We start from the raw sequence: 25,138 nt of genomic DNA, 5'->3' as shown, positions 1-25,138 counted from the left end.
CCTATTCGTAACAAACAACCAAATCAAACAACACATTAATCCAAAATTAGGAAAACCCCATGCCACTATTTGCCATTATCGGTCATGATGTTGCCGACAGCACCGCCAAACGTAGCGAGATTCACCCTGCTCACATCGAGCGACTGACCGCCCTACACGCCCAAAACCGCCTTGTCATCGCAGGCCCCACGCCCATCACACACGGCGAACCTGCCATGAGCGGCAGCCTTATCATCGCCCATTTTGATGACATCGAGCAAGCCCGAGCATGGGCAAATGACGAGCCGTATTTGCATGGCGGTGTGTATAGCCATGTGGACATTCGCCCCTTTATCCAAGCCTTGCCTGCCGACAGTGACGCCTGAGAGTTGCCATGAGAGTTGCCATCATTACCGCCTTGCTTGCCACCGCCTTACTGCCTGCGGTCAGCCTTGCTCAAACCGCCTCCAATCCGACATCTGGCACGCCCACCGCCAGCACCAATGGCAATGCCAGCGAGAGTGAGAACGCAGAGAGCCAAACCCCCGTCCCGCCACCACCTGCAAGCCCGCACGACCCCAACGCCCCCACCATTGCCGAGCTGAACAGCCCCGACGATAATGAGCTGTCCCGTGCCAATACCGAGCTACTCGCCAAAAACAGCGAACTACAAGGGCGGATTGACGAGCTGACCACGCAGGTCAATGTGTTGGTCAATGAACGTAGTGGACAGTTGTTTCTTTATGGCGTTATCAGCACCTTGGTGTCGTTCATCCTTGGCTTTATCCTAGCGTCACTCATCATGAAACGCAAATAAACCGACCTGACAGACCATGATACAGACCGCAGACATCACATGGCAAACCGACAGTTTGGGCAACATCACGCCCAGCTCCGAGCAGTTTGACGACATTTATTTTTCAAAAGCGGGCGGATTTGATGAGACCAATCATGTCTTTTTGCAAGGCAATGATTTGCCCCACCGCTTTGCCAATTTGGGCGAACATGAGCATTTTGTCATCATGGAGACAGGCTTTGGCACAGGGCTAAACTTTTTGGCAACCTGCCTGCTCTGGCAACAAACCGCCCCGCCGTCCGCCCGTCTGTATTTTGTCAGTACCGAAAAATATCCGCTCTCTCATGCCGACCTAACCACCGCCCTATCGGCATGGCAGGACGAACAAACCACCCCATTTATCAAGGATTTACTGGATAATTATCCGCTTGCCTTAACAGGGTGTCATCGCTTGCATTTTGGCAATATCACGCTAGATTTATGGCTAGGCGATGCGTTGGATAGTTTCTGCAAAATAAGCGATGGACTTGCGGATGCTTGGTTCTTAGACGGTTTTGCCCCTGCCAAAAACAGCGAGTTGTGGTCAGACGAGATTTTTGGTCAAATCAAACGCCTATCTAGACCTAACGCCACCCTTGCCACCTTTACCAGCAGTGGGGCAGTCAGACGAGCCTTGACAGCTATCGACATGAGTGTACAAAAAATCAAGGGCTTTGGGCGTAAGCGTGAGATGATAACCGCCACCTTTGACGGCAACGCCACACCCAAACCCACGCCAAAATCGGCTATCATCATCGGAGCTGGCGTATCAGGACTCTTTACCGCTCATGCGTTGGCAAGGCGTGGCGTGGCGGTCAGCGTGATTGACAAAACCGCCCCACTAGCAGGAGCGTCAGGCAACCCCAAAGCCCTGTTCGCCCCCAAACTCACCCAACTATCAGACGCTCCCAATCATCTGCCCACCGTCAGCTTTTTGTATGCCGAGCGGATTTACAAAGCGTTTAATCAATCATCAAATGATGAGATATTCTCCCAAACAGGGGCGATAGATTTTTTATTACCCACGCAAAAATCGCATGAAAAATTAGCTCATTTAGCAAACAGCTATCCTGATGAGCTGATTGGTATTTTTAATGAAAATTTTAATTCAGACAATGCTGATTTTAATCATCAAATCATCAACACCCACACGCCAAAAGCAGGTCTAATTGATACACATAAATTGGCGGATTTTATTTTATCAAACCCCCTAATTCATTTTAAACAGTTTCATGCCAAACACATCACAAAAGACAATGACACATGGACGGCAAAAGATGACAACAGAGAGCTATCTGCCGACATCGTGGTCATTTGTGCAGGGTTTGAAAGTTATTTATTAAATGATGAGTTATTTAACCCCAGAAAAATCCGTGGGCAAGTCTCATGGCTTGATATTCGCCATATATCTGATGAGTTAAAAGCCAAAATCGCCACCCCAATAAAATATGACGGCTATTGTGCCACTTTTGATAAAGGCGATACGCCCACCTTTTTAATGGGGGCAAGTTTTGTGCGTAATGATACTGATACATCGGTGCGTGATGATGAGCATGAATTTAATTTGGCTAAACTTCGCCAAAGTCTACCAAGCCTTGCCGATGAGTTAAACATCAATACCAAGGACTTACACGGACGGGCAAGCATACGAGCCCAAACACCTGATTACCACCCCCTAGTCGGAGAAATAGGCGGTCAAGTTGGCGGTGAAATGGGCAATCAAGGACTATACACCGTCTATGGCATGGGATCAAAGGGGTTTAGTTTTGCTCCGATTTGTGGTGAGATTTTGGCAGGGTTGATTTTTGATGAGCCGTTGCCTGTCTCTCATATTTTATTGGATAAATTAAACCCAAACCGTCCACGCCTGCAAACACCGATTGACCAAAATAGATAAATTTACGCAAAAAACCGCCATGCTTCGACAAGCTCAGCACGAACGGTTTTTATAATTTTAAAAATACCATGATAAAAGCCCACACCCAAAACACGCACGCCCACGCTTGCACCGTTGTCGCCCACAAAAATCACGAACCCACATCACGCACTTTTGTCATCGGCATTGATGAAGTAGGGCGAGGTTCACTGTTTGGGCAAATGACGGTTGGGGCGGTGATTTTGGATAATGATTTGACGGGCGAATTTGGGCAAATTGACCTGACAAATACGCCCCTTGCTCTTATCAACGACAGCAAAAAATTGTCCGAAAAAAAGCGGAATCTGGTCTTTGACCCGATTAAGCAAACCTGCCAAAGCTATGTCATTATTGACATTCCTGCTTATGTGATTGATACGATTGACATTTATCAAGCGACTCTTTTGGGCATGAGACTTGCTATTGAAAATTTGATTGTGTTAAATAACGTTAGCAAAAATGACAATCTTATCATCGTGATAGACGGCAACGCTGCGCCCACGCTGTCCGATGACTTTACCGATTTTCAACCGTGCATTCACACGCTCATCAAGGGCGACAGCCTTCACACGTCTATCGCTTGTGCCAGTATCCTTGCCAAGGTTCATCGTGATACCGCCATGAATGACTATACCAAGATTTATCCTGATTATGGACTAGACAAGCACAAAGGCTATGCCAGCAAAGCCCATACCACCGCCATTTATGAGCATGGGATATTGCCCGAGCATCGTAAAAGTTTTAATCCCATGCGGACGATATTGGCAAATCAGCTTTTTTAATCGCTTTAAAACAAATCATCCCTTTAAATTCTTATGCTGTTTTATCATCTCTTTTAACACCCGATTATTATCATCAAACCTGCGGCATTCAGGACACATCAAAAGATGAAACTTTACCGCCATTTTTTGAGATAAAGTCAATGGTTCTTCTTGTGATAAGCTCATCAATTCAGTCATTTTTTGGCAATTTTTTAATCGTTTCATTGTATTCCCCCTAAACAAACCATTTTACCGACAAACACATTTGCAATCTTAATCTGGCTCTGTGCAATAACACATATAAATTTTGGCGAGTGATATTTAAGTTTTGACAAATCTCATCGCTACCCAATTCTATATATTCTTTCATCAAAAAAACTTGCGCCTGCTCTTTTGGCAGATTTTCCAAACAAAGTTCCAATACTTGCCAAAATTCATCATTTTCAGCTGTTTCATGCGGACTTGCCCAACGATTATCAAAGGCATTTGGCGATGAGCCATTTTGCCAATGCCCAATATCATCAAACAGCATTGCCAAAAATTCTTCATCGCTATTTTCACTCATATCGCTTATCATTTCATAGTGTTTATTTCGGCGAATAAAATCGGCAATTTTATTTTTTAAAATGGCAAATACCCATGTTTTAAAGGCGGACTTTCCTTGAAAACTGTCGGCATATTTTAAGGCATTTAAGAGAGCATCTTGCACCACATCTTTGGCGTGCTGTTCGTGATTTAATTGGTTATACGCAAAAGCAAACATGGACTGATATATCTCATCCATGCTTTTTTTATCAAATTGGCGTAATTCTATTTGGTGCATTTTTAAGTCAAACAAATTTGGAATAAGACAAGGAAAACGAGCGAAGCTGTACAAATAGTACTGTGAGCGAGTTTGACACAGTATTATTTCAAAGTTGGCAGACTTTTGTTTATCCAAAAGTCAATGCTTATATACCGCCCCGCCCCATAGGTAATTAAAACAAGTAGCATAATAAAATACGTCATGCCAAATTCTATGCCATTATTTAAAACCACAAAATTACCCGTTTCGGTCAGCCAGTCATAATTGCCATGCGTTTGTAAGATTTCACGGGCTTTATTTAATCGCTCGCCCGCTTGTATGGAATTATCCAAACTTGCCTGTCCCAATCCGCCAAATAATTGGGCGATATTGGTCGCAGGGTCGGTTGGGGTAATGGCGTGCCAGCCGTTTTTTAAATGCACAAGAAGCATGGCAACCGCCATTGTGATTGCCAATAACACGCCAAAAAAACGAGTCGCCACGCCGAGTAATAACGCCACACCACCAATCAATTCAGCAACAATCACCATTGCTACCCAAAAGGATGCAAATGGCAAACCAAGCCCCCAATCGGCATTACCAAACCACTGTGCCGTATCATCAAACGAACGGTATTTGGTTAGCCCTGCCATAATAAACACAGGGGCAAGATAAAGACGAATGGCGAATAATGGCAAAAAGTCTAATTTATTTAAATTTACAACAAATTTATTGTAATAAGCGTTGTATTTTTTTATCATAATTTACCTTATTTTTATTAAAAAGATTGGTTATAAAAAATTTGATTATCAATCATTGTATTGACCAAATCATCAAACGAAGTTTTGATATTATCAAAAATCTCATCATTTAATTCAAAGGTGCGTTGTAGCTCTGCCAATAACTCATTTGTATTTTGATAACATACCTCTTCATTTTGCTTTTCTTGCATAAAGGTTAGTATGATAAAACTAAGCTGGCTTATGGTCATAAATGCCGTTTTAAATGTACCGTCCACCACTTTACGATACACCACCAAAAAAGTCGGGCTTTTTTGACTGGGAGAAAATGCCACGCTAATATCCTGCACCGCCCATTCATAATATAAAATCTGGGCGGTATGATTGATAAAAATAGACGCATTTTGATACATTAAAATAGGCTTGGGAGTATTGTTCGGTAGATTATCTACAAACAATTCCACCCATTCATAATGGGCAAATTCGGACAAATAAACAGGCAAATCAAATTTTGTCAAAACATCATCGGTCAAATAGCCGACAAATTGCTCGGTAATTTCACTAAAATACGGACTTGCCATATCGCCATGTTTTAAAAAATCTTTAATCAGATTTTGCCAAACCAATATGCCAAAATGCGTCTCAATAATACTGCGAGTAATGGGAAAGCATTGATTGACAAAGCCAGAGACATTATTATAAATCAGATTTTGATATAATTGCCCCACACGAGCAGGCACGGTATCAGTATTATCGTGTTTTTGTTTGCGGATATAATCGCCAAATTCACGCTGAAAGATGCGTAACTTGGGTGCTTTATCAATCATCATTGTTATGCCATTTTATTAAATTATCATTAAAATAATTAAGCCAATTTAAATGTAGAATTATTTTTATGACGTTCTTGAATTTCCCGAATGAATTTAACTTCACGGGTGAGTTCGCTAAGTTCTGGGAAATTAAAATCACGCTCCAAACAAGTCGGAATCTTATCTGCCGTTTTACCTGTTTTGGCAAATATCAAACCATAAGCGTCATTTAATAACGCCCAAACACGCTCCACCACGCTATCGCCATGCGTATCCACAATCAAGCCGTCATCGTCCACATAATGCCCAGCAACGTGCAAATAACACGTCCGCTCGAGCGGCAATTCACGCAAATATTGGTGTGGGTCAAAACCAAAGTTTTGGCTATTGACAAAAATATTATTCACATCTAAATGCAATAAACAATCGGCTTCTTTTACCACCGCAGAAATAAATTCGCTGTCGGACATTTGGCTTTGGGGCGGTAGATAATAATATGAGGCGTTTTCAATGCCAATTTGAGAACCTAAAATATCTTGTACTTTTTTAATACGCTCGGCAACCCAAAATACCGCTTCTTCGGTGCAAGGAATGGGCAATAAATCATACAAATGCCCTTTGTCATCACTACACCAAGACAAATGCTCGGTAAATAAATTGATGTTATGCGACTTCATAAAATGCTTAATATTATTTACATGAGCCACGTCCAATTCTTTTGAACTGCCAATAGATAAAGAAAGTCCATGACAAATAAAAGAAAATCGCTCGCTATAAGCACGCAAGATATTTTCAAAACGTCCGCCCATAATGCCGTGGGAGTTTATCCAATTTTCAGGCGACACTTCAAAAAAATCAATCTGGCTTAATTGATGAATGGCATTGGCATCATCAAGAGACATTTGTGGCAATAACTCACGGCGAAAGCCAAGCCCTGCCCCGTGTAATGGTCTTTTACTTGTCATTTTATTTTCCTAATTATTAGGGTTTGTTATCAACATGGCATTTGCAAGTGCTGATGCCCAAAATATGATAAATGGGGCAAAAATTCATAAAACCTGTCAATAATGGCACAAGCCCAACAATTCCCCACCACGAACCAAAATAAACACCCAAGCCAATAATGACAACACCCAAAATAATTCGTACAATTTTATCAGGTTTACCAACATTGATTTTCATAAAACACCTCTTAACGATAGCCTTGTTGTTTTAGGTCTTCATAACCACCGTGATTGGTAACATTGGTATAGCCCAATTTTAAGAGTTCTGTGCGAGCGGCTTCGGCACGTCTGCCACTTCGGCAATATAGATTGATAGGATTGTTTTTATTGGGTTCAATGGCAGAAATCTTTGATGCAATATCGCCAACAGGGATATTGATGCTATTTGACAAATGCCCTGCTTGATACTCTTCGGGGCTACGAACATCAATCCAAACGCCTTTTGCTTTTGGTTTGATTTGTGATTGAGTTTGGGTTTGAGATTTGGCATTGTTTTGTTTTGATGAGGTATTGGCAAAACTGTTACACGCAGTTAATCCCAAAATGCTAATTGCAATGGCAAGAGTGAGTTTTTTCATAAGACACCTTTTTAAATTAAACCGATTAAATTTATTTAAAAACAATTAAAATTGGGCAAATAAATCATTTAATGATTCGCTAATGGTTGGGTGTGTAAAAATTTGCCCTTTAAAATAATCCGCTTTAATGCCATTATCCATTGCCAATTTAAATAAATTGATAATCTCATGGCTATTTTCACAAAACAACGTAACGCCCAAAATCTCGTTACTATCTTTATCCACAATCGCTTTTAATAAACCTTTGGTATTGCCTGTGATTTTGGCTTTGACAATGGCTTGGGCGGGCAAGGTTGCCACTTGGTAATTTTTGCCACTGTCTTTGGCTTGTTTTTCGCTCATGCCGATTTGTGATAAAGGCGGTGTGATAAAAACGCTCGTTGGGAAAATTTTGCGGTCGGCTCTATGGCGTGTGCCGTCTCCAAACAAATCGTCCGCCACAATGCGATAATCATCAAGAGAGATATAGGTAAATTGCGGTGAACCTGCGACATCGCCCATCGCCCAAATGCGGTCGGTGGCTTTTAGCTTGTCATCGCACACCACGTAGCCACGCTCATTTAGTTGTACGCTTGTATTTTGTAGGTTTAGACCGTCCGTGTTGGGTCGTCTACCAATGGCGACAAGCACAGCATCAGCATCAAGGGTCATCTTATCGGTGATGACTTGGGTATGCTCTGTTAGGTGTTTAAATTCTTGGACATCTTGCCCTAAATGCACCGTAATGCCACGCTCATTTAATAGGTCAAGCACAATCGCACGCACATCATCATCAACGTTTGGCAAAAAGCTGTCAAATTTTTCAACAATGCTCACTTGACTGCCAAAAGCGTGATACATAAAGGCAAATTCAAGGGCGATAAAGCCTGCACCCACGATAACCAGTCGCTTGGGAGCGGTCGCTTGGCTGTCGCCTAAGTTTAAAAGCCCCGTGCTGTCATAAACACGCTCGCCGTCCACGCCTGCAATCGGTGGCATAATGGGGGTCGTGCCTGTGTTGATAAAAATCCGCTCGGCACGCACCGTCTCGCCTGTGGATAGGGCAACAGTATTATCATCAATAAAACTCGCTTGTGCGGTAATGACGGTTACATTTGGTAAGTCATTGATTTTGTTAAAATTAGCTTCACGCAAGGCAGAGATGAGTTTATCCTTGTCCTGCATGGCAACGGCAAAACTGTCTGTTTTGGCTTCATGAATCAGTTTTTTTGACGGAATACAGCCCACGTTAATACACGTTCCGCCATACATTTTGTCCGATTGCTCAACCAAAATGGTACGCTCGCCCTGTTTGTCAAACAGCCCTGCCAGCGTTTTGCCTGCTTTACCAAAGCCGATGATTAAGTTTTTGGTTTGTATCATAAAAACTCCTATGACGACCAACGTCCAAGCGTCCGTTCAGTCAAACGCACAACCAAAGGACGCAAAGATAAAATGCACACAAAGGTAATAGGCATGGTTTTGATGTATGCCCAAAATACTCTTATTAGGTAATTGTCATCTATCCCTGTATTCATGGCGACAGATACCAGCGACATGATGAATGCCATTATCACCGCCATGTAAAGGGCAAAAATCACAGATGAAAATTTGTTAGACACCATGATGACATGGGATTATTTGTTGCCGCCACAACTGGCATTAGCGTTTTTGTCGGTGCTTGCTCCACAACTGGCAGTTGCTGATTTGTCGGCAGTCGCCGTAGCGGTGTTCGCCCCACAGCCTGCATTGGCTGATTTGTCGGTCATGGTGGCACTGCACCCTGCTTCGCCACATTTACCCTCACCGCATTTGCCTTCGGCAGTTTTGGTGTCGGTGGCGGTAGCAGTTGCTTGGTTAGGCTCGGCAGTAGCAGGCTGGGCTGGCTCGGCATTTTGGTAGCCTTGCTCCATGGGCTGTGCTTCTACCTTTTCTTCTTTACAAGCAGTAAGTCCTGTGGCAAGTAGGGTTGCAACGGCAAGACCTGTGATTTTACGGTTAAGATTTGACATGATAAACTCCAATTAAACATCATAAACCATTTTATGATACACCTTAGACGGACGTGGGGCAAATATCTTACAAAAAATTTGAAAAATTTTTAAAAATTGTTGTCATACCCCCCATGTTTTAGGTGCAAACGTATTTTGGCACGCTCTTTTTTATGGCGTGTTTTGGGGTTGTCTTTGTCGTGGATACCGCCCTTTTTTAATAAAGGGTTTAAGGCGGTTTGGTTGCGTACTTTAATCGCACTTGGGTAAATTGGGTGATTTGCCAATTTTTCGCCAAGTTTGATGAGAGATTTTTGGGTTTTGATTTTCATAACGCTCTCCTTTAAATTTTAACCATACCGTTTAACCAAATCATTATCTTGGCTTAATTTTATAAATTCAATTAAATCATTACAAACCACAATCAAATCATCTTTATCACAAAACCCTTGATGATTGCGATAATTATCAATAAATAATTGTATGTTTTGAATAAAATTATCCTTATCGTTAATCATAGATTTTTCATTATTTGCAAAATCCAAATCACGATAATTATCAAGATAATCTGACAATAACTGGCACGGATTTTTTGGGGTAATGTCCGCCAAACCATTTAGCAACAGCTCAATATAATAAGTTGCACAAATAAAATAATAAGTATCATTATTTTGTTTGTAATAAAATTCAATACTTTGCATTAAATTATCATAAGCATTAAAATATTTATCAAAAATAAATATTTTTTCTTTGCTTAATAATGGCGTTATTTTTTGTTTAAATTCAATCATTTATTACCCCTTAATACACATCACCTGCTTTAACGTATGCACCACCTCCACCAAATCAGTTTGGTTTGCCATGACCTCATCAATGTCTTTGTACGCCTGTGGAATCTCGTCCAGCACGCCCTTGTCCTTACGGCATTCAATACCGTCCGTCTGAGCGACCAAATCCGCCAAGCCAAACTCACGCACCGCACGCCCACGGCTTAGCCTACGCCCTGCCCCATGCGAACAGCTACAAAAACTCTCGCTATTACCCTTGCCTTTCACAATATAGGACTTCGCTCCCATAGAGCCAGGGATAATGCCAAGCTCGCCCTCATAGGCACTAATCGCCCCCTTGCGAGTTACATAGACCGAACTGCCAAAATGCGTCTCACGGCTCACATAGTTGTGATGACAGTTTATCGCCTCTTTGGTTACGGTAAAGCGGGGAAATTGAGCGTCTTTGCCTTGCAAGGCTTTGATAATGAGTCTCATCATCTCCTTGCGGTTTTCGGTCGCATAGTCCTGAGCCCAGCCCACCGCCTCAATATAATCCTCAAAAAACGGCGTACCCTCCGCCAAATACGACAACTCACGGTCAGGAATATAACCAAAACACGTCTCATTCACCTTTTTGGCAAGGCTAATAAAATACTCGCCAATGCACGAGCCTATCCCACGAGAGCCAGAGTGGAGCATAATCCACACATCATCATTCTCGTCCACGCACAGCTCAATAAAGTGGTTGCCACCGCCCAATGTGCCAAGCTGTTTTGCCCACGTTCTGTCAAAGTTATTAAGCATTTTTAACAAGCCCTTGTGCTTGTCGGTAATTTTTTTGAGACGAATGGCAAGCGGGTCAAGCGTACTCATTTTTGCCATGATTTGCTTGTGCTTTTCAAAGCCGACAGGGACGTGTTTTTCAATAGCAAGGCGGGCAGGTTTTAGGTTATCGGGCAACTGCCCTGCCTTGATAGACAGGCGTAGGGCGTTCATGCCACAACCAATATCCACGCCCACCGCAGACGGAATGATTGCCGATTTGGTCGGAATCACACTCCCCACAGTCGCCCCCTTGCCCGCATGAACGTCAGGCATGACAGCGATATGGCTATGGATAAACTGCAACTGGCTCATGGCGTAGAGCTGATTTAACGCCTTTTGCTCCACGTCTTTGGTAAAGATTTTGACAGGCACGCCATTGTTGCCATTTTCATTTAAAATAAGTCCGATACTCATAAAATTATTTCTCTTTTGGGTTGGTTTGGGGATTGTGTTATTGGTATTTTTTGGGCGAATGTCATTCGCCTCTACAATGATGATTGAATTTAAAAAAAACCAAATTTTTGATATAAAAACCCCAACCAAAAATCATTCAATTTTTAGCTAATTAAATAAACAAAAATTAAAAGACAATACTTCCCCAATCATTTTTAAATATAAAAATGACAAATAAAAGACAATATTTTGGGAAAAGAAAACCGTCAAAACTGATAAAGCACTTTATCAATTTTTAAGACAAATCTTAGCGATTTTTTGGGCAAATTTTAGACAATAAAAAACGGTGAAAGCCTTGTATATTAAGGCTTGCCACCGTCTTTATGTGTTTGGCTTGATATAAGGCTTATATCAAAAATGATTTGCCCAAACAGTCAAAACGGCTGGTCTTTTTTGAATTACAAAGATTGTAAGATACAGACATTGTTTTACTCCTATTGCTGTTTGGGTGAATGAAATGCACCAAGCGTACTTGGTGCGTGAATGTGTATATGATAAGCGATAAAAATAAAAAGTCAAGGGGTTTTTAAAAATTTTTATAAAAATCCCAAACAGTCATACATATCGCCAACTTTCTTTATCAGAATGAATAATGTCAAATAATGGCACGCTTTTTATGCTGATATTGTCTTTGTCTTTTTCTAAAATTATCATAGAGCCTGTTTCTAATTTGCCTTTTTGATTAAATTCCAATTCTTTGATTTTTACCGATTGGGTAATGCCATTATCAGCAAGTGTTTCATGATAAGGCTCGCCCGTATGCCCATAAAAATGATAATAAAAAGCAATATTATCCAATGCATCCGCCACATCAGATGAGCCATAACCACGAATGCTTTCGCTTGGTTTGTCATGCGTGATTAAAATATCTATGTCGCCACAGGTTTGATAGAGCTTTTTTAATTGTTCTCGTTCGTAGTTTTGGATAAATGTTTTATTATCTCTCCCTTTTCTATCACCAATTCGTCCAATTCCCAACAGGCTAATGCTGTCAGTTTCATTGGTTAATATGAGCGGAAAGCCTGTTTTTAATACCCAAATTTTTTGATAACAATCAATATGAAAATAAGGCAAATTTTTATCACTGTTATGTTCTAAATTATCCAAAAAATCATGGTCTTCGTGATTGCCACGCACGGCATACATGGGGATATTAAGCGTATTTAAAAATTTGGCAATGTCATTATCCATTTTGACAAAATTATCCATAAAACCCAGCTCATCTCTGTCATGTCTGGCGTGTTTTAATGTCGCTTTATCCATGTTGTTTTTATCGGGAAATGCTCCCATGTCGCCACATTGGATAATGGCGTCAATCGCTTGCCCTGTCAGGGTTTGGTAATAATTCACTAGTTTAAATGGCAATAAAAATTTGCCATGAATGTCCGCAAAAATCGCCAATCTTAGCATATTACTCCTTAATATTTGTAATTAACACCGCCCTATTTTCATCAAACGCATTTAGGGCATTTATCATCATCACTTTTTCATATTGCCAAATATTATTTTTATCAATATTTGCCAAATGAATTTTTTGGGTTTCCAATAAATAAGCTCGCTGAGTGCCTTGTAATAATGGTGTATCAGGCGTGTACCAATGATTATCTTTTAAAAATAATAAATTTCCAATAGAACAATCCGTAACCAAGCCGTTTTTTATAATGATAATTTCATCACAATCGCCCTTTTGGGATAATAACTGATTTAATAAATTTCTATCATCATATTTATAAGCATAATCTATACTATCACATTCTATTATTTTAAAAGAGTGAATGGATTTTGGGGTATAATCAAAATATTCTACTTTTATGCTATATTTATCATAAGTAACACGACAACGGATAAATTTATTGTTAAATTCATCAGGCACACAAATTATATCGGCAATATCATCAATCATGCTTTGACAATGTAAAAATAACTGCCCCTGTTTAAATCGTCTATTATGATAATTCAGATTTAAAATATGTCCGTTATTTATGGCAAGCGTCTCAAAAAGCATGACTAATCCAGTGTTTTCCATTTGATTTCAACTGCCGTCATCTCGCCCACGACCGTTTGTTTTAGGTCTCGTGCCATGTCAAATTTGGTCGGCGATGTGGGGATATGCACCGCCATAAGCTCGGCTTGGGTCTGCGGATAGCGTGGGTTTTGGGCGGGGTTGGCGTAGCCGTGCGGATAAATGGGAATGCCATTTGCTAGGTCGTATTTGTCGCTCGCCCCAAAAGCGTGCAGGCTCTCGTGGGCGATGACCACGTTGTTATTGGCGGTTTTTTTGTCCATGCCAAACAAATTGACCACGCCAATGCGTCCATTTTGTAGGGCGGTAGATGTCTCAGTGATGATTTTTTTGTCAGGGCTATGATACTGCAAAAACAACCGCAAATTGGTCGGCACGCCAACGTCATGGGCATTTTTATAAGCATAATAGCGAAATTTTAAACTCCAAATAATCGCGTCTGTAATTCCGCCATTTCTTGGCACCACAGGGGGCATGGCTTTGACTTCCTGCCCTAGCCGATAATAAAAACTGGCGTTTTGACCGTATTTTTTGCTCTCGGTATTGAGATAAGTCTCTATTTCTTTAAAATCGCTATCAGATAGACTTGCGATATATTTGGCAACTTCTGGCGAATTATCCACGTTAATGGGATAAATGGCGACATAAACAGGCTTTTGCCAATCGTGGTTTTTATCACGAAAGCTATTAACAGCGACAATCAGCAAAATGCACAGTAGGATAAGAATGCGGATATTTTTGAACATAAGATTTTATTAAATTAAGCGTAAACCGCCCGAATTAACCCATTGATGATTTGTCTGTCTTTGGTATTTTTGGGTAGGTTTGCCAATATATCAATGACGTCATCATCAAATAATTCTTTAATTTGAGTGTCTTTTAATACTTTTGATTGCTCTTGGGATTTATTGGCATGATACCGCTCTAATATCGCTGGCATAACATTATCTTTGGCAGTTACAACAAAATCCGCCACTTCAATTTCTTTTATGGATTTATCTTGCATTTTGGTACTCCCTAAGTTGTGTGTTGACAGGTTTAAATACTGTGATGATTGTAATTTCATCATCAGATGTTTGTACCCATGCCACCACCAATAGTCTGCCTTGATTTGACATACCAACAGTACGCATACGCAATTCATCATAATCAAAGCGACTATCAATATTGGTTAATTGATAAGGGTCATCAAATACCGAAACCACTTCATCAAAACTCACTTCTCTATTATCATACACCAATTTAAATTTATTGTCATTCCAATAAAAATAAATCCCATGCTTAAATAATACCAGCATTACTTTCTCTTCTTATCCCGTTTCTTAAATTCAGCAATACGTTTACGCTCACGCATGACCTTGGCTTTATTTTTGATGACGGGATTTTTTTTGCCTTCGTATGGGTTGGCATTTTGTTTAAATTCCACATGAAGGGGCGTGCCTTCTAATTTAAACACGTCCCGATACACGTTTTCAAGATAACGCTGATAACTCTTTGGCAAACTGCTTGTTTGGTTGCCATGAATGACGATGACAGGCGGATTATGCCCACCCAGATGAGCATAGCGAAGTTTGATACGGCGACCGCCCACCATTGGCGGCTGGTGAGCTTCCACCGCATCTTGCAAAATCTGCGTAAGGCGAGACGTGGACACCTTAAACATGGACGCATCATACGCCTTATGAATAGACGGATACAGATTGCCCACGCCATTGCCATACAGGGCAGAAATCAGATGAATCTTAACCCACGGAATAAAATGAAAACGTCTGTCCATTTCAATTTTGACAATGTCTTTTTGGTCTTGGCTAAGATTGTCCCATTTGTTAATGGCAATCACAATCGCCCGCCCAGCGTCCAGAGCATAGCCTAACATATGTAAATCTTGGTCAACGATACCCTCGTGGGCATCAATCACCAACACGACCACATTGGCATCTTTGATGGCCTGCAAGGTCTTGATAACGCTAAATTTTTCTACTTTTTCATCAATCCGCCCACGCCGTCTCACGCCTGCGGTATCAATGAGCGTGTATTGGCGACCTTCTCGCTCAAAGGGAATATAAATACTGTCCCTTGTCGTCCCTGGCATATCAAACACCACGACACGCTCCTCACCAAGCAAGCGATTGACCAGCGTGGATTTGCCGACATTAGGGCGACCGATAATCGCCAGTTTCAAGCCGTCCGTCTCGGGATTTTCGGCGAGCGTCTCGGGCATATCAGCAGTGATGATTTCAAGCAGGCTCGTTACACCCTTGCCGTGGCTGGCACTTGTCGGAATTGGCTCGCCAAAACCTAGGCCAAAAAACTCAGCAATGGACGCTTCGTGTACACCGTCTGTTTTGTTGGTTACCAAAAAGACAGGCTTGCCCAGCGTGTGCAAAAACTTGGCAATCTCCTCATCGCTTGGGGTTAGTCCTGCCCGTGCGTCCACGACAAACACGACCATGTCCGCCTCATGAATGGCGGTGTACGACTGTGTTGCCATATAGTCATCAATGTTGCCCTTGCCGTCATCAGCCTCGCCAATACCGCCTGTGTCAATGACGATAAAGGATTTATTTTCAAAAAACACATCGCCATATTGGCGGTCTCGGGTCAGCCCTGCTAGGTCAGCGACTAGGGCTTGACGGGATTTGGTAAATTGGTTAAACAGTGTGGATTTGCCGACATTGGGGCGACCTATCAGGGCGACTACGGGTTTTAGGGACATGGTGTTCTCTTGTATTTTTAAACTTACTATTTTAACATAAAATTGACGGGGTATGGTATTTATTGATTTTGCTTACGCCAAACAAAGAACATCACTACATATACGAATGGCGATCAATAAGGTATAATAAGCCATTTAGAGACATCAAAGAAGCGAAAATGACCGACAAACACATTCATCATTCACATCATGACGACACCCTTTTGACCCTAAACCACACCCAAGCGGTAGTGATTGCCATCAGCGCCATTATCATTTTGGGCGTTACGATGATAGCATGGGGCTTTGTGCCACATTTGTCCTTGCTTTTGGTGATATTGGGTCTGCTTATGTTTGGGTTTAGTCGGCGTATCGCCTTTGATGATATGCAAGAGCGTATGATAAAGGGCGTATCCACAGGCATGGGGGCGATTTATCTGTTTTCGTTCATTGGACTACTCGTGTCCGCTTTGATGATGAGTGGGGCGATTCCAGCCTTGATTTATTATGGCTTTAATGTCTTATCGCCCCAGATGTTTTATTTGTCCGCCTTTATCTTGGCAAGTGTGATTGGCGTGGCACTTGGTAGCGGGTTTACCACTTGTGCGACTGTGGGCGTGGCGTTTTTGGGCATGACCGAAGCCTTTAACGCCAATCCTGCCATAGTCGCAGGGGCGGTGGTCTCGGGGGCATTGTTTGGCGATAAGATGTCGCCTTTGTCCGACACAACAAGCATTGCCGCCAGTATCGTGGGCATTGACTTATTTGACCATATCAAAAACATGATGTACACAACCATACCTGCGTGGCTTATCTCGGCGGTGGTGTTTTTTGTGTTGTCAGGCGATGGCGGTGCCGATTTGGCGGACGTGGCGGTGTTGCAGGATAGTCTTGTGGCAAGTGGTTTGGTACATGGCTATGCCCTTATCCCCTTTGCTGTGCTGATTGCCCTTGCTGTCATGCGAGTGAACGCCATTTATGCCATATCGGCAACCATTGCCGTGTCGCTTATCATCACTTATATCCATAGCTCGCCAAGTCTTGCTGAGCTTGGCGAGTGGTTTTTTGCAGGGTACAAACCTGCCGAAGGCTTGGAGCTTGGCGATGTGGGGCGATTGGTGTCAAGGGGCGGTTTGGAAAGTATGTTTTTTAGCCAGCTTCTTGTGATTTTGGCATTGAGCTTGGGCGGACTCTTGCACGCTTTGGGAGTGTTGCCTGCTTTATTATCCGCCATTCGTCATCTTTTGACTCGTGCCAGTCGTGCGGTATTGACAGCGTCTTTGACGGCATTTGGGGTCAATTTTTTGGTGGGCGAGCAGTATTTGAGCCTATTGTTATCGGGCAATACCTTTGCTCCTGAGTTCAAACGCCTAGGCTTGCACCCCAAAAACTTGGCTCGCACGATAGAAGATTCAGGCACAGTCATCAATCCTTTGGTGCCGTGGGGTGTGTATGGGGTGTTTTTGGCAGGGGTGTTTGGTATGCCTGTGCTTGACTATGTGCCGTATGCGGTGTTTTGTTATAGTTGTTTATTTTTGACGCTCTTTTTTGGCTTTACAGGAATTACGATTACAAGGGCTGATGATAAATTAGAGCAAGCTAAGACCCACTAACAAACCAACATCAAGCCAACATAAAAAAGCCAATGTCATGCATTGGCTTTTTTATTTTTTGGACTTACAACTTTTCAGTCAATTATCAAAACTGCCACACCGCAACCACGCCCTCACTGCTTTGGGTGTATAAGCGGTTTTCTATCACTTGCAAACTGGTTAGCTGTCCTTTGGTATTTGTACGACTGATGATTCTGCCTGTGTTATCAAAAACATGCACCACACCGTCCAAATCGCCCACCGCCACATGACTGCCAATGACGATAGGATTGGTCAGACGGCGGTATTTGAGTTCATTATTCTCCCACAAAACATCGCCTGTCATCGCATTAAAGGCAACCACATCGCCATGAATGCTTGTGCCAATGAGCTGATTACCCAGCAGAGCAGGAGATTTGGTGCTGGCAAGCTCGCTGACAAATAGAGTACGTCCTGCACTCATGTCAAACCCAGTCAACTGCCCACTATAACTTGGTACATACAGATATTGACCTACTACCAATGGCGTGCCATCAACATCGCTCATGCGGTGGACTTGACTGCCACCGACTGCACGCCCTACCCGACGTGTCCACAACGGTGTACCTGCCTGTGGGTTGATGGCATGAATACGCCCATCTGCTGTGCCAAATAGTGCCGTGTTAGCATCTAGGCTGATGGGTGTTGCCACACCACGCACACTGACGGCAGGGTTTTGGGTACTAAACTGCCACACTTGACTGCCATCACTGGCATTTAGAGCATAAATCACGCCGTCATTGGCAGAGACCATCACACGACCACTGCCAATAAGGGCAGGAGCAAGTGACGAGCTAGGCAAGCTTCGCTCCCACACCACACTCCCTGTCGTGCCATCGAGTGCCACCACCTTACCCGAGCGAGTGCCAACCACCACAAGCCGACCATCGGTTGCCACGCCACTGCTGATGACATCGCCAACATTTACCGACCATGTCTGAGCATTACCAGTAAAGGCACTGACCACACCCGTACGACTGGCAGCGATGAGCATATCACCCACAGAAGCCACCTGCAAGTCTGCCACGTCTTTTTTATTGACATTGGTACCCTTAAAACGCCCACCTGTTTGGGGCAATGAAAAACTGGCAACTTTATTTAAGACTGCCACTTCATTATCAATCTTGACCAGTTTGGCAGGTTTGTTCTCAGGGGTTTTACTGCGACTAAAACGGTCGCAACCTGTGGCAGTCAGTGCCAATACCGCCACACTTGCCACAGCCAAAGGTTTGGTGATGTGTTTCATGCGAATCCTTATTTGATTTCTGTATTTGGTTTAGATTTGATTGTGGTTGATATACACCCAAACAACTTGATATCTACCACGGGTTTGTAGGGGTGTGCTGAGCACACCCTTTGATAACATTACTACACAAGGCGTGCACAGCACGCCCCTACATCCAAACATCATTGCGTTTGTAGTGATTTTAAAGTCTCTTGGGTGTATCAGTTAAAACGCATTAATTTTAGCAAAGTTTTGTTTATCATGAGTTGATAAATGGTGTGTTTGTATTGCCACTTTGTGTCATCACTCGCCGCCGCCCTGCACAGTCTCATTCTCATTTGACAGTACATCATTTGCACCCACTGTTTGGGCATTGGCACTTGTCACGTCCGCATCAGTTTGGACTGGCGTTGCCACTACTTGGTGTTTGGGCGTGATGGGCGTTGGGGTCATGCCCAGTGCTTGCATTTTTAGGCTAAGCAGTGAGCGACTCTCGCCACGCTCGGTCAGTCCATCCCACGCCAGCTGATAGGCTTGCTTGGCATTGTCATCCTCATTTTTTAAGACGTAAATATCGCCCAGTAGTTCTTGCTTTGAACTCTCGAACGCCTTAGGAAACTCACCATTGACCACCGTCAAAGCCTCATCAGCATTACCTGCCGCCAATAGCGACTGCCCCAGTCTTAGCTGAGTGATTGCGGTCAGCCCCTCATCATCCAAGTTTATCTGACTTGCCTGTTTTAGGGTTGTCGCCGCCTCGGTGTACTGACCGTTATCCGACTGATGGCGCGCCTTTATCATGAGAGCCTGCCATGCATAAGCGGTCTTGCCATGGTTCGCCACCAATTTATCAATATCTGCAAACAAAGCCTGTTGGTCCCTGGCTAATGCTTCTTTATCGGCTTGATGGACAAACGCATCATTTTTCTCGGTGATTAGCGTGTAGCTATCGGCTGCCACGGTGTCAATTTTGGCATAGTTTTTTTGATAAAAATCCCAGCCAAAATATCCTGCCAATACCAAAATCACTGCCCACACGATTTTGTTGCCGTGCTTTTTTAGAGCATTCATGGCTTGCTTATCTGTCGTTACTAATTCTGTCATAATCACTCTTCATCAAAAAATTGGTTGCACCACGCCAAAAAGTCATCGCCATGGTTGGCTTGGGCGTTTTGGACAATCTTGTCCGCCTCATCAAAATCAATGGCACTTAGCCCCTGCTCGTCAAGCCAAGAACGATACTCATCGGCAAACTCGCTTGGATTGTCGCCGTACTCTTCTTTTTCTTCATCGCTCATTTGGGCGAAGCCCGCCTCTTCCCAATCCACATAAATTTCACTGTCAAGCGACAAAAGACTTAGCCATTCATCAAAGTTTTGGGCGACAACATGAAGTCCGCCTTCATCGCCCAATACCACGATTGGGGCATTTTCAAGGTCTGTCTCATCATCTTTTTGCCAAAAGGCATATTCGCTCCCCGTGCCATTGGCATTGGCAAAGATATGAATCTTTTCAACAAATTCCCCGTCTTCTTGGTCAATCCACGCCTTGACAGTGTCTTTGTCAAAATCTTCTGTCAAATACACCCCTTCGGCAAAGTCGGCGTATTCTTTGGTAAAGTTTTCAAATTCTTCAAACCTTTTTGGCAATGTCGTGCCTGTTTTTTCTTCCCACTGAGCAAATAGGCTTTCACCAATAAAGCCAAAATCAAAAAACACATCGTCCACATCAAACGACCTTTGCTCCCCTGTCGCCATATTTTTGATCGACACGGTTTGATTGGCAACTTCATCATCACCGATAATCACGGTAAATTTTGCCCCCGACTTGTCCGCCTTTTTCATTTGTGATTTTAGGCTAGTGGCGGACGCCATTTTGACACGCATATTTGGGCGGTGCGTGCGTAGCTCATTGGCATATAGCACGGCATTCATATACACGTTTTCGCTTGCCACGACAAACACATCGCAGTCGGCAGTATCGGCAATCGGATTGACAGTTTCCATGAGTAACATCAAGCGTTCAAGCCCCATGGCAAAGCCCACCGCAGGCTCGCTCTGCTCAGGCTTACCCTTGACAATGCCAACAAGCCCGTCATAACGCCCACCACCGCACACCGTCGCCTGTGAGCCAAGTTTGTCCGTTACCCATTCAAAAACGGTTTTATTATAGTAGTCAAGCCCACGCACGAGCTTTTCGTTAATCTCAAAATCAATGCCAAGCGTGTGCAGGTAGTTTTGCACCTGCTCAAAATGTAAACGACTCTCATCGCCCAAAAAGTCGGACAACTTCGGAGCCCCAAGCAAAATCGCCTGTGTTTGCTCATCTTTGCTGTCAAGCACTCGCAAGGGGTTGGTACTCACACGGCGTTGGCTGTCGTCATCTAGCCCATCAAAATGAGCAGTCAGATACTCAACCAATGCCGTCTTATAAGCGATACGTTCATGAGCCTCGCCCAATGTGTTGAGCTGCAGCGTTACATGCTCATCAATACCAAGGCATTTCCACATCATCGCCGTCATCGCAATCAGCTCGGCATCAGCGTCAGGCAGGGGCGAGCCAATGCTCTCTACCCCAAGCTGAGTAAACTGGCGATAACGTCCCTTTTGCGGACGCTCATAGCGGAACATCGCCCCCATGTACCACAGTTTTGGCGTGTCGCCACGGGTCAGATTATGCTCCACCACCGCACGCACGCACCCTGCTGTCCCCTCTGGGCGGAGCGTGAACGATTTTTCATTCTCGTCTTTGCCTGTATTTTGGTTGCCATGCACCACGCCAAACATCTCTTTTTCGACAATGTCGGTCGCCTCGCCCACGCCACGGGCGAACAGGTCGGTCTCCTCCACCATGGGCAGGCGGATTTGGCTAAACCCATAACCGTCTAGCACTTGGGTCAAAACACTCTCCACCGCTCGCCATTTGGCGGTATCAGTGGGTAAAATGTCATTAAAGCCACGAATGGCGGTAAGTTTACTCATGTTTTTTTCCTAAGTCAGTTTTATCAAAAAGATACAGCTAGCAAAATTAAATTTTACTACACAAACCATTCACCCTAAGCTTATCAAAAATTCGGTTTCTTCTATGGTTTTACAAGCTCGCCATGAATAGAAAGCGTAGCACTTTTTCATTTTGCAGAGAGTAGCTCAATTTAGATTAACATCATTTTTGTTATTAGTTAAAAACTAAAACCACTTTTTAAATATCTTTTGATAAGTGCCATCACTTTTCATATCTAAAATGTGCTTATTTATGTCATTCATCATATCCACATCTTCTTTGTTTATCAAAAATCCATAAGATTCTTGCGGATAGTCATAATCAATCGAAAAATACAAAGGGTCTTTTTTTGTTGAATATTTTGAATAAAAATAAGGTATGACAACAGAATTGCCAATTGCAATCTGAGCATCATCTCTTAAAAGAGTCTGTACAGAAATCCAATCACTGACTGTATAGTCTATGTTAGCATCGTCATAATTATTTTCATAATCTTTGACAATTGCAAATGTGGTTTGCATTGAATCTTCTTTAACAGCTGTTGAATTTTTCCCAATATCCTCCAATTTCTTTATTTTTGGATTTTTACTTAGCAAAGTTATCGGATAAACATCCAAATAAGAGTTGGTCATATTATATTTTTGAATTCGTTGCTCACTAATCTCAATACCTGCGATAATATCTATCTCTTTATTATTCATGCGATTGAAAAGGTCATCTCTTGGCTGATATTCATATTGAAAATTATAATCAGAACGTTTATCTATTTCTTTTAAAATATCGTACTCAAAACCCTGAATATCTCCCTTTTCGTTAATAAAAATAACTGGCGCATTGCCAGTTGAAGACGACATAAGACCAACTTTAACATCAAAAGATGATTTTTGAGTGGTACTAACATTACTATTAATACCTGATTGTTTATTTTCATCATTCTTTAATGAATTGTCAGAATTTGAGCAAGCAAACATTAATAAAGAACATGATAAAACTGTCATGAATGATAAAATATTTTTTTTCATAAAATAAATTCCAAGAAGTAAAAGCCATTAAATACACAAACACAAATACGAGATAAGCATTTACAAATCATCTTTATGATTGATTTGCGTTATTATCCTGGGTGCTATTAAGGCGTAAGATTTTATATCAATATAGCCAATTAAATGCAAAGTCATTTTATGTATGATTTGATAAATATCATTTAAGGTTTCTTAAATATGCCTTGAAATTTGACTGGCACCAAATAACCAATGCTCTTTAAATTCATCACCTCTGTTAAGCTATTTAAGCCTTGCATCATTTCAAGTTCTAGCAGATTTAAGTGAATAGGCTCCTGTGTCATCACATTTATTGTATTATTATCCAACTTTATGATTTTAAGAGACGCCTCGGTTTGTATTGTCTTACCATGAAAAGAAATGGTCAGTGGTTGCACTTTACTTACTTCTTTATGAACACCAAGAGTATTTATCCAGTCATAATCTATTTGAGATTGAATCTCCACTTTTGGAAATCTCTCTGTCTCAAAAAGCCATTCTTTAATTCTTTGGTTTCTGATAGAGATGTCAGTTTCAACACTGTCAAGCTCTATCTCCATTTTTAGGTTACCTTGCTTATCCAAATAGCCAAAATAGGTATTAAAAACACCCTCCTCAACAATATCATTGTCATCCTTATCGGTCTTTGTGCTATAAAACCTAATGTCTGCCTCATCTAAAATCCAAAAGGATAGTTCATTTGACTTTTCTGCCATTTGGACACCGTGCGGGGGGGGGTTACTCTCCACAGCAGGCTGTTCGGCAAAATTTTCTTCTTTGGCACAACCATGCATACCAAATGATAGGATCAGAAGACCCAAAACAAAAGTATGTTTCATCACATTACCTCATATAAAAACATAAAATTAAAAAAAATAATCTATTAAAGTCGGCAAGAACATTTATGTATCGGAGAATACCCATCATTAACAAATGCAAAATACAAGCATACGTTAAAATACCAAATGACAATTTTATTGAGCCACTCTAATAATCTCATTGGCTCGCTTGTCTGCCAACTCTTTGGCTTTTTCACGCACCATTTGCTCTATTTCGTCCACTAGATTTTTGGTATCAATCAAATGGCTTTTTTGTCCCATTTTATACACGAGCGAATTGGGGCTTGCCCCCACCACGCCAATGGTCGCTTCCTTAGCCTCCCCCGGTCCATTGACCTTACAGCCGATGACGGACACATCAAGCGGTTCTCTGATGTCTTCTAGGCGAGATTCTAGCTCGTTCATGACCTTAATCACGTCAAATTCTTGACGACTACAGGACGGACAAGCGATAAAGTTTACGCCATTGGAGCGAATGTTTAGCGATTTTAAAATATCAAAACCGATTTTAATCTCCTCCTCAGGCGGACTTGCCAAGGATATCCGCATGGTGTCGCCAATGCCGTCAAGCAAAAGCCCACCTAGGGCAATGGCGGATTTGACCGTGCCTGTACGATACACGCCAGCCTCGGTAACGCCCAAATGCAACGGGCAGTCCACCTCTGCCGAGATAAGCCGATAAGCATCTAGGGTCAAAAAAACGTTAGACGCCTTGACTGAGATTTTGTAGTCTTGAAAATTTAGTTTTTCTAAAATATCAATATGACGTAATGCCGACTCCAACATGGCTTGTCCTGTCGGTTCGCCATATTTTTTTTGTAAATCTTTTTCAAGCGAACCTGCATTGACCCCGATACGGATAGGCACGTTATGGTGGCGAGCACAAGCCACCACTTCACGCACCTTTTGGTCATTGCCGATATTACCAGGGTTAATGCGTAAGCAGTCCGCCCCTGCGTCCGCCACCGCTAGGGCGATTTTGTAATCAAAATGAATGTCAGCAATGAGCGGAATGTTTACCTGTCTTTTGATTTGGGCGAATGCCTCCACACTCTCCATAGTAGGCGTGGAGACCCTCATCAAGTCCGCCCCTGCGTCCACACAGCGTTGTATCTGGGCGACTGTGGCATCCACATCGCAAGTGTTGGTGTTGGTCATGCTCTGTACGCTAATGGGAGCGTTACCACCGATGGCGACATTGCCAACCATGATTTGGCGAGTGGGACGGCGTTTGATGGGGCTGTGATGGCTCATGATGACTC

29 protein-coding genes and 1 pseudogene are annotated in these 25,138 nt (G+C 42.6%); 5 read left to right on the top strand and 25 right to left on the bottom strand.

What is annotated here, in order from left to right:
- Nucleotides 1-59 precede the first annotated feature (59 nt).
- From DX073_RS10425 to DX073_RS10410, 4 genes are all read left to right on the top strand, one after another.
- Complete coding sequence (locus DX073_RS10425; RefSeq protein WP_115007993.1) at nucleotides 60-365, top strand: YciI family protein; 306 nt, start codon at nucleotides 60-62, stop codon at nucleotides 363-365.
- 8 nt (nucleotides 366-373) lie between these two features.
- Entirely contained in the window at nucleotides 374-796 is a 423-nt protein-coding gene (locus DX073_RS10420; protein ID WP_115007992.1) for an SH3 domain-containing protein, read from the top strand.
- Between the two features lie 16 nt (nucleotides 797-812).
- Nucleotides 813-2,711 carry a bifunctional tRNA (5-methylaminomethyl-2-thiouridine)(34)-methyltransferase MnmC2/FAD-dependent 5-carboxymethylaminomethyl-2-thiouridine(34) oxidoreductase MnmC1 gene (gene mnmC, locus DX073_RS10415; RefSeq protein ID WP_115007991.1) on the top strand — a complete coding sequence of 633 codons (1,899 nt, stop codon included), beginning with the start codon at nucleotides 813-815 and terminating at the stop codon, nucleotides 2,709-2,711.
- A gap of 68 nt (nucleotides 2,712-2,779) precedes the next feature.
- Complete coding sequence (locus tag DX073_RS10410) at nucleotides 2,780-3,511, top strand: ribonuclease HII (RefSeq protein WP_115007990.1); 732 nt, start codon at nucleotides 2,780-2,782, stop codon at nucleotides 3,509-3,511.
- Between the two features lie 15 nt (nucleotides 3,512-3,526).
- Here DX073_RS10410 and DX073_RS10405 read toward each other — a convergent pair whose 3' ends face one another.
- From DX073_RS10405 to der, 19 genes are all read right to left on the bottom strand, one after another.
- Nucleotides 3,527-3,715 (bottom strand): zf-HC2 domain-containing protein, encoded by a 189-nt coding sequence (locus DX073_RS10405; protein ID WP_115007989.1) that lies wholly within the window; start codon nucleotides 3,713-3,715, stop codon nucleotides 3,527-3,529.
- 10 nt (nucleotides 3,716-3,725) lie between these two features.
- The gene (locus tag DX073_RS10400) at nucleotides 3,726-4,430 is read right to left on the bottom strand and encodes a sigma-70 family RNA polymerase sigma factor (RefSeq protein WP_258556930.1); all 705 of its coding nucleotides are present in this window, start codon (nucleotides 4,428-4,430) and stop codon (nucleotides 3,726-3,728) included.
- Nucleotides 4,397-5,035, bottom strand: coding sequence for an HvfX family Cu-binding RiPP maturation protein (locus DX073_RS10395; RefSeq protein ID WP_115007987.1), 639 nt, complete (start codon nucleotides 5,033-5,035; stop codon nucleotides 4,397-4,399). The genes DX073_RS10400 and DX073_RS10395 overlap by 34 nt, the downstream gene beginning before the upstream one ends.
- A 17-nt stretch (nucleotides 5,036-5,052) precedes the next feature.
- Nucleotides 5,053-5,844, bottom strand: a complete 792-nt coding sequence (locus tag DX073_RS10390; RefSeq protein ID WP_115007986.1) for an HvfC family RiPP maturation protein — start codon at nucleotides 5,842-5,844, stop codon at nucleotides 5,053-5,055.
- A gap of 35 nt (nucleotides 5,845-5,879) precedes the next feature.
- Nucleotides 5,880-6,788: an HvfB family MNIO-type RiPP peptide maturase gene (locus DX073_RS10385; protein ID WP_063514280.1), complete on the bottom strand. Its 909-nt coding sequence runs from the start codon at nucleotides 6,786-6,788 to the stop codon at nucleotides 5,880-5,882.
- Nucleotides 6,789-6,804: 16 nt separating this feature from the next.
- Complete coding sequence (locus DX073_RS10380) at nucleotides 6,805-7,005, bottom strand: YgaP family membrane protein (RefSeq protein WP_036366328.1); 201 nt, start codon at nucleotides 7,003-7,005, stop codon at nucleotides 6,805-6,807.
- A 10-nt stretch (nucleotides 7,006-7,015) separates the two neighbouring features.
- Nucleotides 7,016-7,405 carry a rhodanese-like domain-containing protein gene (locus DX073_RS10375; protein ID WP_115007985.1) on the bottom strand — a complete coding sequence of 130 codons (390 nt, stop codon included), beginning with the start codon at nucleotides 7,403-7,405 and terminating at the stop codon, nucleotides 7,016-7,018.
- 45 nt (nucleotides 7,406-7,450) lie between these two features.
- Entirely contained in the window at nucleotides 7,451-8,767 is a 1,317-nt protein-coding gene (locus DX073_RS10370; protein WP_181814427.1) for an FAD-dependent oxidoreductase, read from the bottom strand.
- A gap of 8 nt (nucleotides 8,768-8,775) precedes the next feature.
- Nucleotides 8,776-9,009, bottom strand: coding sequence for a DUF2798 domain-containing protein (locus DX073_RS10365; RefSeq protein ID WP_115007984.1), 234 nt, complete (start codon nucleotides 9,007-9,009; stop codon nucleotides 8,776-8,778).
- Nucleotides 9,010-9,021: 12 nt separating this feature from the next.
- Nucleotides 9,022-9,396: an HvfA family oxazolone/thioamide-modified RiPP metallophore gene (locus DX073_RS10360; RefSeq protein ID WP_115007983.1), complete on the bottom strand. Its 375-nt coding sequence runs from the start codon at nucleotides 9,394-9,396 to the stop codon at nucleotides 9,022-9,024.
- A gap of 89 nt (nucleotides 9,397-9,485) precedes the next feature.
- Nucleotides 9,486-9,707 (bottom strand): hypothetical protein, encoded by a 222-nt coding sequence (locus tag DX073_RS10355; protein ID WP_115007982.1) that lies wholly within the window; start codon nucleotides 9,705-9,707, stop codon nucleotides 9,486-9,488.
- 18 nt (nucleotides 9,708-9,725) lie between these two features.
- Nucleotides 9,726-10,166: a hypothetical protein gene (locus DX073_RS10350; RefSeq protein WP_115007981.1), complete on the bottom strand. Its 441-nt coding sequence runs from the start codon at nucleotides 10,164-10,166 to the stop codon at nucleotides 9,726-9,728.
- A 3-nt stretch (nucleotides 10,167-10,169) separates the two neighbouring features.
- On the bottom strand, nucleotides 10,170-11,384 hold the full coding sequence (locus DX073_RS10345; protein ID WP_115008335.1) for an RtcB family protein: 1,215 nt from the start codon (nucleotides 11,382-11,384) through the stop codon (nucleotides 10,170-10,172).
- 594 nt (nucleotides 11,385-11,978) lie between these two features.
- Nucleotides 11,979-12,833, bottom strand: a complete 855-nt coding sequence (locus DX073_RS10340; RefSeq protein ID WP_115007980.1) for a metallophosphoesterase family protein — start codon at nucleotides 12,831-12,833, stop codon at nucleotides 11,979-11,981.
- A 1-nt stretch (nucleotide 12,834) separates the two neighbouring features.
- Nucleotides 12,835-13,449 (bottom strand): aminotransferase class IV family protein, encoded by a 615-nt coding sequence (locus DX073_RS10335; RefSeq protein ID WP_220186745.1) that lies wholly within the window; start codon nucleotides 13,447-13,449, stop codon nucleotides 12,835-12,837.
- Nucleotides 13,431-14,192, bottom strand: a complete 762-nt coding sequence (locus tag DX073_RS10330) for a hypothetical protein (protein WP_115007978.1) — start codon at nucleotides 14,190-14,192, stop codon at nucleotides 13,431-13,433. Before DX073_RS10330 ends, DX073_RS10335 begins: the two co-directional genes overlap by 19 nt.
- Before the next feature lie 14 nt (nucleotides 14,193-14,206).
- Nucleotides 14,207-14,452 carry a hypothetical protein gene (locus DX073_RS10325; protein ID WP_115007977.1) on the bottom strand — a complete coding sequence of 82 codons (246 nt, stop codon included), beginning with the start codon at nucleotides 14,450-14,452 and terminating at the stop codon, nucleotides 14,207-14,209.
- Nucleotides 14,442-14,744, bottom strand: coding sequence for a BrnT family toxin (locus DX073_RS10320; RefSeq protein ID WP_115007976.1), 303 nt, complete (start codon nucleotides 14,742-14,744; stop codon nucleotides 14,442-14,444). The genes DX073_RS10325 and DX073_RS10320 overlap by 11 nt, the downstream gene beginning before the upstream one ends.
- On the bottom strand, nucleotides 14,744-16,162 hold the full coding sequence (gene der / locus DX073_RS10315) for a ribosome biogenesis GTPase Der (RefSeq protein WP_115007975.1): 1,419 nt from the start codon (nucleotides 16,160-16,162) through the stop codon (nucleotides 14,744-14,746). The genes DX073_RS10320 and der overlap by 1 nt, the downstream gene beginning before the upstream one ends.
- A 158-nt stretch (nucleotides 16,163-16,320) precedes the next feature.
- Here der and nhaC point away from each other — a divergent pair, with 158 nt between their 5' ends.
- Nucleotides 16,321-17,754 carry a Na+/H+ antiporter NhaC gene (gene nhaC, locus DX073_RS10310; RefSeq protein WP_115007974.1) on the top strand — a complete coding sequence of 478 codons (1,434 nt, stop codon included), beginning with the start codon at nucleotides 16,321-16,323 and terminating at the stop codon, nucleotides 17,752-17,754.
- Between the two features lie 85 nt (nucleotides 17,755-17,839).
- On the opposite strand, the gene bamB is transcribed toward nhaC, so the two are convergent.
- The 6 genes and pseudogenes from bamB to ispG form a co-directional block, all read right to left on the bottom strand.
- Complete coding sequence (gene bamB / locus DX073_RS10305) at nucleotides 17,840-19,018, bottom strand: outer membrane protein assembly factor BamB (RefSeq protein WP_115007973.1); 1,179 nt, start codon at nucleotides 19,016-19,018, stop codon at nucleotides 17,840-17,842.
- A gap of 282 nt (nucleotides 19,019-19,300) precedes the next feature.
- Entirely contained in the window at nucleotides 19,301-20,101 is an 801-nt protein-coding gene (locus tag DX073_RS10300) for a YfgM family protein (protein ID WP_115007972.1), read from the bottom strand.
- Nucleotides 20,102-20,709: 608 nt separating this feature from the next.
- Nucleotides 20,710-21,978, bottom strand: a pseudogene (hisS, locus tag DX073_RS10295) (histidine--tRNA ligase); the annotation flags it as partial.
- A gap of 204 nt (nucleotides 21,979-22,182) precedes the next feature.
- Nucleotides 22,183-23,019 carry a substrate-binding periplasmic protein gene (locus tag DX073_RS10290; RefSeq protein WP_115007970.1) on the bottom strand — a complete coding sequence of 279 codons (837 nt, stop codon included), beginning with the start codon at nucleotides 23,017-23,019 and terminating at the stop codon, nucleotides 22,183-22,185.
- 182 nt (nucleotides 23,020-23,201) lie between these two features.
- On the bottom strand, nucleotides 23,202-23,876 hold the full coding sequence (locus DX073_RS10285) for a YceI family protein (RefSeq protein WP_115007969.1): 675 nt from the start codon (nucleotides 23,874-23,876) through the stop codon (nucleotides 23,202-23,204).
- Between the two features lie 135 nt (nucleotides 23,877-24,011).
- On the bottom strand, nucleotides 24,012-25,130 hold the full coding sequence (gene ispG, locus DX073_RS10280) for a flavodoxin-dependent (E)-4-hydroxy-3-methylbut-2-enyl-diphosphate synthase (protein WP_115007968.1): 1,119 nt from the start codon (nucleotides 25,128-25,130) through the stop codon (nucleotides 24,012-24,014).
- Nucleotides 25,131-25,138: the final 8 nt, after the last annotated feature.

It is taken from the genome of Moraxella lacunata, from assembly GCF_900453205.1.
GTDB lineage: Bacteria > Pseudomonadota > Gammaproteobacteria > Pseudomonadales > Moraxellaceae > Moraxella > Moraxella lacunata_B.
This window is presented reverse-complemented; position numbering and strand designations above follow the sequence as displayed.

Coding starts and splice junctions, on each gene's coding strand:
- DX073_RS10325 (WP_115007977.1), bottom strand. CDS start 14,452: ATGCAAGATAAATCCATAAAAGAAATTGAAGTGGCGGATTTTGTTGTA.
- DX073_RS10385 (WP_063514280.1), bottom strand. CDS start 6,788: ATGACAAGTAAAAGACCATTACACGGGGCAGGGCTTGGCTTTCGCCGT.
- DX073_RS10345 (WP_115008335.1), bottom strand. CDS start 11,384: ATGAGTATCGGACTTATTTTAAATGAAAATGGCAACAATGGCGTGCCT.
- bamB (WP_115007973.1), bottom strand. CDS start 19,018: ATGAAACACATCACCAAACCTTTGGCTGTGGCAAGTGTGGCGGTATTG.
- nhaC (WP_115007974.1), top strand. CDS start 16,321: ATGACCGACAAACACATTCATCATTCACATCATGACGACACCCTTTTG.
- DX073_RS10360 (WP_115007983.1), bottom strand. CDS start 9,396: ATGTCAAATCTTAACCGTAAAATCACAGGTCTTGCCGTTGCAACCCTA.
- DX073_RS10405 (WP_115007989.1), bottom strand. CDS start 3,715: ATGAAACGATTAAAAAATTGCCAAAAAATGACTGAATTGATGAGCTTA.
- DX073_RS10350 (WP_115007981.1), bottom strand. CDS start 10,166: ATGATTGAATTTAAACAAAAAATAACGCCATTATTAAGCAAAGAAAAA.
- DX073_RS10320 (WP_115007976.1), bottom strand. CDS start 14,744: ATGCTGGTATTATTTAAGCATGGGATTTATTTTTATTGGAATGACAAT.
- DX073_RS10420 (WP_115007992.1), top strand. CDS start 374: ATGAGAGTTGCCATCATTACCGCCTTGCTTGCCACCGCCTTACTGCCT.
- DX073_RS10340 (WP_115007980.1), bottom strand. CDS start 12,833: ATGCTAAGATTGGCGATTTTTGCGGACATTCATGGCAAATTTTTATTG.
- DX073_RS10370 (WP_181814427.1), bottom strand. CDS start 8,767: ATGATACAAACCAAAAACTTAATCATCGGCTTTGGTAAAGCAGGCAAA.
- mnmC (WP_115007991.1), top strand. CDS start 813: ATGATACAGACCGCAGACATCACATGGCAAACCGACAGTTTGGGCAAC.
- der (WP_115007975.1), bottom strand. CDS start 16,162: ATGTCCCTAAAACCCGTAGTCGCCCTGATAGGTCGCCCCAATGTCGGC.
- DX073_RS10380 (WP_036366328.1), bottom strand. CDS start 7,005: ATGAAAATCAATGTTGGTAAACCTGATAAAATTGTACGAATTATTTTG.
- DX073_RS10290 (WP_115007970.1), bottom strand. CDS start 23,019: ATGAAAAAAAATATTTTATCATTCATGACAGTTTTATCATGTTCTTTA.
- DX073_RS10410 (WP_115007990.1), top strand. CDS start 2,780: ATGATAAAAGCCCACACCCAAAACACGCACGCCCACGCTTGCACCGTT.
- ispG (WP_115007968.1), bottom strand. CDS start 25,130: ATGAGCCATCACAGCCCCATCAAACGCCGTCCCACTCGCCAAATCATG.
- DX073_RS10300 (WP_115007972.1), bottom strand. CDS start 20,101: ATGACAGAATTAGTAACGACAGATAAGCAAGCCATGAATGCTCTAAAA.
- DX073_RS10285 (WP_115007969.1), bottom strand. CDS start 23,876: ATGAAACATACTTTTGTTTTGGGTCTTCTGATCCTATCATTTGGTATG.
- DX073_RS10375 (WP_115007985.1), bottom strand. CDS start 7,405: ATGAAAAAACTCACTCTTGCCATTGCAATTAGCATTTTGGGATTAACT.
- DX073_RS10365 (WP_115007984.1), bottom strand. CDS start 9,009: ATGGTGTCTAACAAATTTTCATCTGTGATTTTTGCCCTTTACATGGCG.
- DX073_RS10390 (WP_115007986.1), bottom strand. CDS start 5,844: ATGATGATTGATAAAGCACCCAAGTTACGCATCTTTCAGCGTGAATTT.
- DX073_RS10355 (WP_115007982.1), bottom strand. CDS start 9,707: ATGAAAATCAAAACCCAAAAATCTCTCATCAAACTTGGCGAAAAATTG.
- DX073_RS10330 (WP_115007978.1), bottom strand. CDS start 14,192: ATGTTCAAAAATATCCGCATTCTTATCCTACTGTGCATTTTGCTGATT.
- DX073_RS10395 (WP_115007987.1), bottom strand. CDS start 5,035: ATGATAAAAAAATACAACGCTTATTACAATAAATTTGTTGTAAATTTA.
- DX073_RS10335 (WP_220186745.1), bottom strand. CDS start 13,449: ATGGAAAACACTGGATTAGTCATGCTTTTTGAGACGCTTGCCATAAAT.
- DX073_RS10425 (WP_115007993.1), top strand. CDS start 60: ATGCCACTATTTGCCATTATCGGTCATGATGTTGCCGACAGCACCGCC.